The following is an 11,560-nucleotide window of genomic DNA, read 5'->3' on the forward strand; positions in this document are numbered from 1 at the left end:
GGCTTCCTCCCTTGTCTTCCCCGTTTATTTGATGATCTTGCCAATCCATTGCGATAGCTGGTCAGGCGTAAGCGCAGCGACGTGCGCGCCCATGTCCGCAAGCACGCGGGCAGCATGCTTGTTGTATGTAGCGTTTCCGTTGAAATCAAGCGCGGTCAGCACGAGAAACTTGCAGCCTGAATCGATGATCTCTTTGCTTTGGCGGTACATCTCTTTGATCGGATAACCTTCCTCCAGGTCGCTGACCAAAATGAAGATCGTCTTGGACGGATTCTCCAAAAGCGACTTGCCGTAGCGGAGCGCCTGCGCAATGTGAGTCCCCCCGCCCAGTTGCACGCTCATCAGCACATCGACCGGGTCATCCAGCCTGTCGCTCAAATCGACGACCTTGGTGTCGAAAATGACCAGGTTCGTTTTCAGCGCCGCCAGCTTGTAAAAAATGCTCGCCATCACGGCGCTGTAAATGACCGAGTCCATCATGCTGCCGCTCTCGTCGACGACGATCACGATGTTCCATTTGTTGTGGTGCTGGATGTTGCTGTGAAAATACAGCTCGTCGATCACAAAGCGCTTGTTGGCCCGGTCGTAGTTTTTCAAGTTTTTGCGAATCGTTTTGTGGACGTCCAGATTGCGCATCGTTTTCGTGTAGCCGCGCCGGAAACGGTTGCGCTTGCCCACGATGCTCGTCTGGATTTCCGCTTCCAGTTGGCGGCGCAGCTCCTCGACGACTTTGCGGACGATTTCCTTGGCGCTTCTGACGACCTCGCCCTTCATCCTGCCCTTGAACTGGAGGATGTTTTTCAGCAGGGTCATGTTTGGCTCAAGGCTTTCCAGCACTTTTTTGTCTGTAAGCAGCTCGGTCATGTTGTAGCGCTCCAGCGCCTGCTTTTCCAAAATTTCCACCGTTTCTTTCGGGAATAGCTTGCGGATTTTTTGCAGCCAGGTCGGCACCGTCAGCGTGGAGCCTTCCCGGCCGCCTTCTTTGCGGTAGCCTTGCTCTTCGCCGTGCTCCCGGCCGTACAGGAAATCGAGGATCGAATCCAGCTCGCGGTAGGCAAAATCGGAGCGGCTGTAGTCACCGCACTCTTCCAGCGCATCTTCTGCCTGCGCGCCTAACAGAAGCCGCCAGCGGTTCATGGCTTCCCGCTTCAAATGAGGTTCCATCTGGCAAACTCCCCCCTGATCCTGTCGTCAAGCAACCGCGCCCGCTGCAAAACTGGCTCGGCAACGGCTGGAGCCGTCATTTCTTCGGCTGTCGTCTCGAACAACGCCCCGACTTTTTCCGCCAGCATGCTGATTTCCATTGGTCCGAAAAACGCGAAAGCCAGCCGAAGCTGCGGCACAAGCTGCAAAAAACTGTCGTAGTCGAGCCTGATAATCATCTGGTTCAAATCGGACAAGATGCTGTCATCGTCAAACAAATAATCCCGGCCGACGAGGAAAACACCGTGCAAGTAGGCGGCGGTGTGCTGCATCTTTTCCGGTGTGCCGAACATGTAAGCCCGTGCCCTGACGCTGATCTCCCCGCGCTCCAAGGCACCAAGATTGCACAAAATCGCGGCGGCGGCCCCTTCCAGCATCGCTGGCAACGTCGGAACCGCAAGCAGCGTCTCCAGTTGGTCGAGAAAAATGTCACGGGAAGCTTCCGCCTGTTTTTGCTCGCTGATCATGTACAAAAATTTGAACTGCTCGGCGATTTCCGGGCATTCGTCAGGGTTGGGGCTGCTCAGCTCGGAAATTTTCGCCACAGCCTGGTAGTACACCTCATCGACAAGCGACTCCAGCCGTGCCGTGTCTGTCAATCCGAACAAGCGCCTTTGCTCGTGCAAAATCGAAAGTGTTTTCAACGTTTTGCACAAGGACAAAAAGTGTCCGTCTTCCCTGACTGCCGACACGACAGCTGCAAACAACCGCTCGCCAAGCTTCTCCAGTCCCATGACAACCGCCATGAGCAGCCATTTCGCCAACATGTGGCTTTGGTGCTGCGGCAGTTCCTTCATCATTTCTTCCAGCTTTTGCGCCGCCGCTTCTTTCACGGTTCCGCCGTAGACAGAAGCCTCGATCAACCGCGCCTCCACGTAGGAAGAATAGCTGTAGCGCCACGTCTCGCGCACGAGATTGACGTACTTGTCGTTCAGCCAGTCCGGCCCGGCTTCCTTCGTGCAAAACTCTGTGCCCAAAAAGTGGACACAGTGCAAAAAACGGCTCGCTTCCCTGTGCGATCGCTTGGCGTACAGTTCCAACACTTTTTGGTTGCGCCCCGTTGTCGTAATCGTCAGTTTGAACGCTTTGCACGTTTCCTTAAAATCGCGGACAATCGGGACGTCGAGGTCGTTGGGCGCCACTTCGCCGATGCCTTCGCCTGTCATCAGCTCGCGCAGTGTCTCGATCGGCTTCGCGGTGGCGATGGAACGCTCGCCTTTTGTAAAGGCAGACAGCACGGAGTCTTGCAGCTCATACGCCCCGCCCTCCGACTTTTCGCGCATCACGGCAAGTCCGCTGATCAGGCTGTACGCCTCAATCGCATCTGCCGTCGAGACGATCTCGCCCTTTTCGCGCAGCCGCTTCACGAGTTGCGCCAAGTACGACAGCGCGCTTTTTGAAAAAGGCGTCTGCTCCTTTTTCCCCATGGCATTCCATACCGTCTCGTAATAGTGGACGTACGGCATGCCGCTGGCGTAGCCATTCAACTGGTCGGCTTCCTGGTAGGTGTACACCATCGGATATATTTTTTCGTCTTTGACTTTTTGAATCTTGTAAGCCGTCTTTCGGCTCTCCAAAAGCCCGTATGTATGAAACCCGCCCGTCACCACGAGAATTTTTTGATACTTCGCTTTGGCTTCTGCAATTTTTTGGCGCATATGCGCTTCGCGGATCAAGTCTCCCTCTGCTTCGAGCGTGGCGTCGTCGTAACATTTTCGCGACAAATAGCAGTAGGCGAACACGTCTTTGACAAACTCTCGCGTCGGCTTGCGAATGCCTTCGACCTCGAAAACCCGCTCCCACAGTTCGTCGAAGTTGCGGCATCTCATCGTTTCGCACAGCCGGGCAATAAACTGCGACCCGGCCAGCATCCGCTCATCGTGGTAGGAGAGCTTCTGGTTCTGCTTTTTCAGATCGTGTCCGTCTTCCATGCTCTCCAGCCGGCTGCCGTAGCCAAGATCGATGAAAGCGGCGGGAATCTCCCTGCGCTTTGCCTCGACGAGGGCGACATACTCCGGCGAATAGGTGAGAAACGGGAAATAGCAGACGTATTTTTTCTCGCCCGAAGCGTAGGCGTAGTAGATGCTTACGGGCGGCTTCGTCTGCTCAGCCGTCAATATCGGGATGAGATGGTTGCTGTTGTCCGGCCCTTCGATCAAGATGATCTGCGGCTCGTATTCCGCAATCGTCTTTTGCAGATGAAAGGCGCAAGCAGGACTGTGGTGCCTGATCGGAAAATAGACGACCTGCTTCGCCAGATCGTATACTTCCTGCTCGACCAGCCTGTTTATTTGATCCATTTCTTCTCGTTGTAGTACGCTCCCCATAGGCCCTCTTCCTTTGCCCGTTCTTTGACCACCTTCGTGAAGTACGTTTTCAGCACGCCAGCATCCTTCTGGTTCTCCTTGACGACAGCTCCCTGCAAATTTTGCACGAGTCGCTCCATCGTCATCGGCTTGCCTTCGTAGTAATGAGCGGTCATCGCGCTTTGCACGTACACCGATACAGCTTCAGCCGTGCTCATCACCGATTGCGGCGAGTCGATTTTGTAGCCTTCCTTCGTCTGCCCTGTGCGCAGTTCCATGAAAGTCGTCGCCAAAATTTCCACGACATCGCGGTCGATCTCGATATCCACGCCGCTGCGCTGCAAGATCATTTTCGCCTGCGATTCGATAATTTGCGCTTCCATTTTCACGTGATTGATCGGCGCAATCGTCTCGAAGTTGAACCGACGCTTGAGGGCGCTGCTCATCTCGTTGACGCCCTTGTCTCTCAGGTTGGCGGTAGCAATAATATTGAATCCGGGCTTGGCAAACAAAATGCCGTCCGCAAGCTCGGGAATGTTCATGACTTTGTCGCTCAAAATACTGATCAACACGTCTTGCACTTCAAAAGGGCAGCGAGTGATTTCCTCAAACCGGGTAATAATGCCTTTGTTCATCCCCGTGTACAAAGGCGATGGAACCAAAGCTTGCAAAGAAGGACCTTTGTCCAGCAGCATGGCGTAGTTCCACGAGTATTTGATCATGTCTTCGGTCGTGCCTGCCGTACCTTGAATCGTGTTGGTGCTCGTGCCGCTAATGGCAGCAGACAGCAGTTCGCTCAGCATGGTCTTGGCTGTTCCCGGTTCGCCGACCAGCATCAGGCCGCGGTTTCCAGCAAGTGTCACAATCGCTCTTTCGATCAGGGCATCGTCGCCGTAAAACTTCTTCGTGATCTCGATTGCCTCTCCCTCGTAGGGAAGCGGTTTGTCAGCACCCAAGATAAAGTCGCGGACCGCTCGTGGCGACATTTGCCAGTTTGGCGGCTTTGCTCCCGTATCGTTGGCCCGCAACGCATTAAGCTGCGCTGCGTACAAGACTTCCATAGGCGGCTTCATCGTTTCCATCCAAATGCCCACTCCGTTTCCGCTTTTTGTCGTGCAATCATTTCTCGACGTTCTTCTGAAAATGGGACTGCGACTGCTTACAGTCCACAAAATGGCTCATCTAAAAAATAATAAGCAAAATGATCTTGGTAAATGAAGGGTATTTGTGCCCAATATTAGGAAGAATATGTGAAAATTTGCGCTTGGAGTCCTGTTGCGCGGTAATTTGGGGTGGGATGTTTGCACTTCGCGGAGCAGCTCTTCCGGTGAGGTCGCGGTCCATTGCTCTACTGTCAAGTCGGGATGATCATGCAAAAACGTCTGCACCAGCCTGTAGCCTTCGCTGTAGCCGAACACTTGCGGAATGCCATCCTGGCCGCCAAACATGATCTTTTGCTGCAACGCAAGCTGGGTGGAGTCCAGATGCTGTAGCATGGTGCGCCTGCTTTCTACCTGTTCGTCGTCCGGGAAGTTATCGATGATATTGAAAAGAGCCGTTTCAATAGAAACAAGCGTGATCGAACACATCTGTCCGCACGCCTGTATGGTGTAGCCTTTTACAGTTATCTCCTGGTTTGTCCTACAGCTGCGTGCGCAAGCTCCACAGCTCAGGGAAGAAACGATGGTCCAGCGCTCTGCGCAAATAGCCGACGCCGGAAGAACCGCCTGTACCCTGCTTTTGTCCAATAATCCGCTCAACAGTCGTCATATGATTGAAGCGCCACTGCTGCTGCTGGCTGGCGATATCGACAAGCTTTTCCGCCAACTCGTACAAATCCCAATATTGATTCACATTGCGGTACACGGTCAGCCATGCCTGCTCGACACTATGGTTCGGCTGGTACGGCTGCGACCAGTCGCGTTCCAGGCACTCGGCGTCAATCGGCAAGCCCCGCGCCGCCATCTCCTTGATCGCCGCATCGTAAATGCTGGGAGCATGCAAAACCGCGTCCAGCTTGGCATGAAGCTCAGGCTGATGCTCGTACACAGCCAGCACATGGCCGTTCTTGTAGCCGAGCGTAAATTCGATCAGCCTGTTTTGAAACGATTGAAACCCGGACGAATGCCCCAACTTGTCGCGGAACTGCAAGTAATCCGCAGGTGTGAGCGTCGAGAGCACGTCCCACGATTTGATCAGCTGCTGCTGAATCCGCGACACCCGGGAAAACATTTTGAAGGCAGGCTCCAGCTCGTGCTTCGAAATACAGTCCATGGCAGCGCCCAATTCATGCAAAATTTGCTTCATCCACAGCTCGCTTACCTGGTGAATAATGATGAACAGCATCTCGTCATGATGAGTGGAGAGCCGCTCCTGACTCGCCAAAATCTTGTCCAGATGCAAATAGTCGCCGTACGTCATTTCTTTTTGAAAATCGGTATGGATTTCCTTTTCCAGCGAGGTCTTGTCTTGTTCGTTGCTTTCGTGTTGGTGGGGATTCATCTGTGATGGCCTCCTTTTTTGGGTGGAGAGGGAATGGATGTGATGTATGCGCTTTCATAAGTTGTGTTTAACCTCTGGTAGCGCTTGTTCTTTCTATAAAGTTTTATTTCTTCTTGGGCGGGTTTGTTCCTGCTGGTTTTGGCGGATTTTTGCCGAGTGGACTTTCTGGAGGTACTAGGTAGCATGCGTCTTGCAAAAAATTGGTCTTAGACGTTACAGGAAGCGATAAAACCGTTTTTAATGAAGCGAGTATCTTCCATAAAGAAGAAATCGGCATAAAACTTCATTTTCTTGGCTGTTTGCAGTTTATTTAATCTGCCAGTTATCATTCGCTTTATTCCAAGAGAGCTACGTTCGCCAGCCGCGTGAACTTCTACGTAAATCTCCCAGTAATCATAGTTCGGAAAATCCTCTTCCCAAATTTTCGAGATTTGTTTACCTTCTCGCGCTAATCGAATTATTTTTTCAGAATCTCTTTGATCCATTCTGATCCCTCCAAGGAGTCGTTTCTGTATCTCTTGTACTATTCGTTGAATATTTCCAAATACCTACATCATTCGACTGATATAAAACGACAAAACCTCCTGATCAGATGATCAAGAGGCATGGTAAGACCTGCTGCGCACTAGCTACCCAAATATAGTTGGTCGATCAGCTTCAAACTGATGAATGAGCGTCTCTCCAAACAAACTAATGGAATGTTCCCACGGGTGCCCTAAATATCCCCACTTAAAATCTTTTTGCAAAAAGAAACAATAGTCCCCATCTGGGTAAAACCCTATCCTTGCCCCGACATCGCCGCGCTCCCGATGCGGATAATAGAGGTAGCATTGGTGCTGCCAATCCAGTGCGTAGATATATTCTTCCGGCACAGTGATCGCTCTTAGACAGCTAATGCACTTTTCCTCAAGATCATCGATATCTGCATCCGTATATTCAGTAACATCATAAGTAACGAAAGGGGACGGTAACCGAAAGGAAGGCCAATCACTGCTATGGATACTTGGTTTGAATTTGAAATCCTCGTACATTTTATCCCAAGCCAGACGATACTGATCACTCGTCATAGGAATCCAACTATTCATGTTACATCCCCCCAAAATCGATTCTCCCGCAACAACAAGAAAAGTGGCTCTTAACCAACAACCAAACAACTCCCCAAACCCAACCACTCACCCTCCACTCCGACGCTTCCGCACAAACACCACCAAAAAACCCACCCCTACTACACCAATCCCTATGTACACAAACTTCGAATACACATCCATCACGTGCAAAACCTGCTCCCACGACTCGCCAAGCAGCGCCCCCACCAGCACCAGGGCAATATTCCACAGCAACGTCCCGATCGTCGTAAACAGCAAAAACAACGGCAAGCCCATCCCGGTCATGCCAGCCGGGATGGAAATGAGACTGCGCACGAGCGGAATCATCCGGCAGAACAGGATCGTCCAGTAGCCGTATTTGTCAAACCAGGCGTCCGCCTTCTGGATGTCTGTCTTCTTGATCCGCAGCAAGTGCCCGTACCGCTCCACGACCTTTTCGATTTTGCTCACATCCAGATAGCGGCCAATTGCGTACAGCAGGACCGCCCCCAGCACCGAGCCCAATGTCGCTGCCAAAATGACACCAGGCACCGTCAAGGTCGTGCGCGTCGTCATAAAGCCGCCGAACGTCAAAATGACTTCTGACGGGATCGGCGGAAACACGTTTTCCAGCGCCATCATCAGGAAAATGCCCAGATAGCTGTATTGTTCAATAAAATGCGTCAGCCAGTTTTGCATGCTACCCCTCTTTTATCTCATCCGAAGCTTTTTCTTCAAGTATAGAGACGATTTCCTTCCAGTTCAAATGGAAAGCGAACCGAAGGAAGCAAAAGTTTGCCCGCCTGAATCAGACCTCAAATGAAATGTGTCATATTTTTTGCAAACTGTTTCGAAATGTAGACTTTTCGCATCATTTAAGTATATGATTATATTAGCAAACAATTATTTGTTTGTCGAAATTAGTGGATTCCACTTTTAGGAGGCGTACACAATGTTGAATATCAGGGAATCGGATTTGCCGGGAATCGGGCGCAAATACCAGGTGGAGACAAGAAACGGCGACAAGCTGATTATTATCCTCCACGACGACGGACAAAGGGAGATTTACCATTTTGACAAAGACGACTGGGATGAAAGCATCTCCATGGTCACTCTGGATGATCAGGAATCGCGCCAGCTGGCCGGAATTATTGGCGGGATGACCTACAAGCCAAAAGCGCTGGAAACGATTGAGATGGCTCTCGACCAGCTCGTGATTGAATGGTACAAAATCGAGCCGGGGGCCGCGTGCATCGGAAAATCCATCGGGGAACTGGACATTCGCCAGCGAACAGGGGCTACGATCATCGCCATTATCGAGAAAAACCAAAAGCAAAAAGTGAGTCCGGGACCGGAATGCGTCCTGACGGCAGGCGTTACGTTAGTTGTGGCAGGCGAGAGAGGGCAGGTGAAAGTGTTAAAATCTACACTCATAACAGGGGGGGCTTGATTTGGAACACATCGTCTTTGAAATTGGTCTGGCTATCGGTTTAATTGCAATTGCCGGGTTTATCTCGCAAAAACTCCGCTTTTCCATCGTACCGTTCTACATCCTCATCGGCATGGCCGTAGGGCCGCACGCCGCCTCGATCGGCTTGATCGATTTTCGATTTATTGAAAGCGAACCGCTCATTGACTTCATGGGTCGGATGGGTGTTTTGTTCCTCTTGTTTTACGTCGGGCTTGAATTTTCGGTTGGCCGTCTGATCAAGGCAGGACGCTCTATTGCGATCGGCGGCACTATCTATATAGGCATCAACTTTACGCTTGGTCTGCTCTTCGGCTACTTTGCCGGGGTTCCGTTCAAAGAAATCCTCATCATTGCCGGAATTACGACCATCTCCTCTACCGCCATCGTGGCAAAAGTGCTGGTCGATCTCAAACGGACCGCCAATCCGGAGACGGAAATGATTCTCGGAATGATCATGTTTGACGATTTGTTCCTCGCTGTTTACTTGTCGATCATGTCCGGTCTCGTGCTCAGCGGTGCAACTTCTGTCGTTGGCGTGCTCACCTCTGCGCTGATTGCACTCGGCTATATGCTTCTGTTCATCATTGTCGGGCGCAAGCTGGTTCCGTTGCTCAATCGCGGGCTCAATATCAAATCGAATGAACTTTTCATGTTGACGGTCTTTGCAGGTCTGTTCCTCGTAGCCGGCTTCTCGGAAACCATCCACGTAGCCGAGGCGATTGGAGCCTTGCTCGTCGGTCTGGTCCTTGCAGAAACGGTCCATATGAAGAGAATTGAGCACATGATTCTCCCCTTCCGCGACTTTTTTGGCGCCATGTTCTTTTTCAGCTTCGGCTTATCCATTGATCCGCTTCAACTTGGCGGAGCGGTCTGGCTTTCCCTGGCAGCCGTCGCCATTACCCTGATCGGGAACTACACGGCAGGGCTTTTGGCTGGCCGCAGCGCAGGCTTGTCGGCGCGCGCCTCCTCGAATATCGGGTTGACGATTACCGCACGCGGGGAATTTTCCATTCTCATTGCAAATATGGGCAAGGCAGGCGGACTGTTGGAAATTTTGCAGCCATTTACGGCGCTTTACGTACTCATTCTGGCGATTCTTGGCCCCGTATTGACCAAAGAGTCCAAGCATATCCACAATTTGCTGTGCAAAGTGGTTCCTCTGGAGAAAATGTTTCAAAAAAGGGGCGCAACCGCTCCGGCTGCCGCGCAAAAAACGGAGAACCATTCGGGATAACCACACTTTGACGCCAGCACTCTGCAACTAGCTGTACACAAAAAAACAGGATGCCCCCGCTGCGAACATACACGTCACGGGAGTGATCCTGTTTTTTTGACTTCTCCTTTTCTAGCCATGCAAGCTCCCCTGCAACCGCGCCCGCTGGCGGTAAAAGCCGACAGGCACTTGGATGAGACACGTCTTGCTTTCCTGCGGCAAGCCGTAAATCTCGTCGCTGCTCGCCACATCGTACCCAAGCAGCGGATGTCCGCCCAATCCGCAGGAAAAGGCAGCGAGCAATAGCGCGTGCAAGGCGATCCCCGCCTGCATCTGCTGAATACGATAGCCGCGATACCCCCAGCGCTCCAGCAGATGGCTGCTTTCCCCTGCGATATGAAAGCAAAGCGGCACCTGGTACAGACTGACATTGTCGAGGGTCATTCCGGCTTGCAGCTCTGCCCGCTGGTCGCCGTGCCGCCGCTGTGTCAACAAGCCGCTTGCGGGATCGCAAAAGTACGCCCCGTCCTCCATTTCGTCCACCTGGTGAAGACAGACGCAATACGCCAAACATCCGTTGTTCTCGTGTCCCAGGTCATGCTGGTAGTGCAAGGCTGTATACGCACGCCGCACAAGCGTTTCCAACTCTTCTCGCGTCAGCTTGCCCGCGACAAAATCCAGCTCCGGCGAAATTCGGCTGCGGCAAAATTCCGCGAAATCCAGCGCTGGCAGCCTGTCTTTTGCCGCTTCTGTCTCTCCGGGCTTTCCCCGCAGTTTTCCGCCGTCTTTTTCCGCACCAAACGGTCTTTCAGACACAGTCTCCCTGACAAAACAGTCCGTTGACTCATACAGCGCAGCCTGGTGCATCTGGCGTAGCAAAGGGTAGTCTTTTCGCGCGTTCGAACCGATCTGATGGCGGTGGCTCAACGGCTGTAGCGATTGCACGAGCTGTTCCGCCGAGACAGGCTCTTGCGCATCCGCGCTGCTCTCAGTCAATGTTAATACCGAGGCTGCCGTTGTCTCGCCTGTCTGCTGCGGACTCAGCGCCAGCGGCAGGATTGCATACACGCTTTCTTCGTTCCCGTCCAAGCCGAGCAACCCGTTGACAGCCCGATCCAGAAACAAGTAGTGGACACTGGCCTGAATGCCATACTTATCGGCCAAAGCCAGCCATTGCCCGAGCAGCACACCCGTATCCACCCCTTGCAAACGGTACGAGAAAAGATCGTATTTAAAAGCATTTTTCCAAAAGTAAGTGGACACGAAAACAACTCCAAAGCAGTCGCGGAGCGCAAAACGCTGGCCGAGCGAGCTGGTTACATAATCAGCGAAGTCTCCCTCGCGCAACAGAACGAGGCGATGATGCGCCACATCGTAATGATAAATCCCTTGCCTCAAATAGGAGAGCTTCAGATACAAATACACCTCGTTCGGGTACAGCGCTCCGCCGGAAGGAATCGCCCTGCGGTACGACTGAACGAAAAAGCTCTCTTCTTCCGGGGCCCCTTGCCCGAAAGTCATCTGGCTGACTTTTGTCAATCCGTAGGCGTAATAAAGCATGCAGCCCAGTTGGACAAGCGACGGCTCCCCTGTGATCTGTTCGCCTGTGAGCGACAAAGCGACTTCCCCGGGCAGCGTTACGGCAGGCAAGCCTTTGTACAGCTTGTATGGCAGTGGCGCATCGTCCCAATTCACTTCCAGATCGGGCGGCCGGACTTTTTCGGTAGCAAAATGCAAGTCGTGCAAAAACGTCGCAAGCTTCATCACTCGCCCTCCCTTT

Annotated in this window: 11 protein-coding genes; 2 read left to right on the forward strand and 9 right to left on the reverse strand. The window is 52.4% G+C overall.

What is annotated here, in order from left to right; translation table 11 throughout:
* Nucleotides 1-24: 24 nt before the first annotated feature.
* From EDM60_RS07175 to EDM60_RS07210, 8 genes are all read right to left on the reverse strand, one after another.
* Nucleotides 25-1,164, reverse strand: coding sequence for a VWA domain-containing protein (locus tag EDM60_RS07175; protein ID WP_122963349.1), 1,140 nt, complete (start codon nt 1,162-1,164; stop codon nt 25-27).
* Nucleotides 1,149-3,530 carry a DUF5682 family protein gene (locus EDM60_RS07180; RefSeq protein ID WP_122963350.1) on the reverse strand — a complete coding sequence of 794 codons (2,382 nt, stop codon included), beginning with the start codon at nt 3,528-3,530 and terminating at the stop codon, nt 1,149-1,151. The genes EDM60_RS07175 and EDM60_RS07180 overlap by 16 nt, the downstream gene beginning before the upstream one ends.
* Nucleotides 3,491-4,591, reverse strand: coding sequence for an ATP-binding protein (locus tag EDM60_RS07185; protein WP_173595930.1), 1,101 nt, complete (start codon nt 4,589-4,591; stop codon nt 3,491-3,493). Before EDM60_RS07185 ends, EDM60_RS07180 begins: the two co-directional genes overlap by 40 nt.
* A gap of 96 nt (nt 4,592-4,687) precedes the next feature.
* On the reverse strand, nt 4,688-5,098 hold the full coding sequence (locus tag EDM60_RS07190) for a DUF2268 domain-containing putative Zn-dependent protease (protein WP_122963352.1): 411 nt from the start codon (nt 5,096-5,098) through the stop codon (nt 4,688-4,690).
* 52 nt (nt 5,099-5,150) lie between these two features.
* Complete coding sequence (gene kynA / locus EDM60_RS07195) at nt 5,151-6,011, reverse strand: tryptophan 2,3-dioxygenase (RefSeq protein ID WP_122963353.1); 861 nt, start codon at nt 6,009-6,011, stop codon at nt 5,151-5,153.
* A 206-nt stretch (nt 6,012-6,217) separates the two neighbouring features.
* Nucleotides 6,218-6,496: a hypothetical protein gene (locus EDM60_RS07200; protein ID WP_229049908.1), complete on the reverse strand. Its 279-nt coding sequence runs from the start codon at nt 6,494-6,496 to the stop codon at nt 6,218-6,220.
* A gap of 144 nt (nt 6,497-6,640) precedes the next feature.
* A complete protein-coding gene (locus EDM60_RS07205) occupies nt 6,641-7,096 on the reverse strand; it encodes a DUF2716 domain-containing protein (protein ID WP_122963644.1) in 456 nt (151 codons plus the stop codon).
* An 87-nt stretch (nt 7,097-7,183) separates the two neighbouring features.
* Complete coding sequence (locus EDM60_RS07210; RefSeq protein WP_122963354.1) at nt 7,184-7,795, reverse strand: DedA family protein; 612 nt, start codon at nt 7,793-7,795, stop codon at nt 7,184-7,186.
* Nucleotides 7,796-8,048: 253 nt separating this feature from the next.
* Here EDM60_RS07210 and EDM60_RS07215 point away from each other — a divergent pair, with 253 nt between their 5' ends.
* Nucleotides 8,049-8,546: a cation:proton antiporter regulatory subunit gene (locus EDM60_RS07215; protein ID WP_122963355.1), complete on the forward strand. Its 498-nt coding sequence runs from the start codon at nt 8,049-8,051 to the stop codon at nt 8,544-8,546.
* 1 nt (nt 8,547) lies between these two features.
* On the forward strand, nt 8,548-9,801 hold the full coding sequence (locus EDM60_RS07220; RefSeq protein ID WP_122963356.1) for a cation:proton antiporter: 1,254 nt from the start codon (nt 8,548-8,550) through the stop codon (nt 9,799-9,801).
* Between the two features lie 111 nt (nt 9,802-9,912).
* On the opposite strand, the gene EDM60_RS07225 is transcribed toward EDM60_RS07220, so the two are convergent.
* Entirely contained in the window at nt 9,913-11,544 is a 1,632-nt protein-coding gene (locus EDM60_RS07225) for a SagB family peptide dehydrogenase (protein WP_122963357.1), read from the reverse strand.
* Nucleotides 11,545-11,560: the final 16 nt, after the last annotated feature.

The sequence above is a fragment of the Brevibacillus parabrevis genome, from assembly GCF_003710905.1.
Classification (GTDB): domain Bacteria; phylum Bacillota; class Bacilli; order Brevibacillales; family Brevibacillaceae; genus Brevibacillus; species Brevibacillus parabrevis.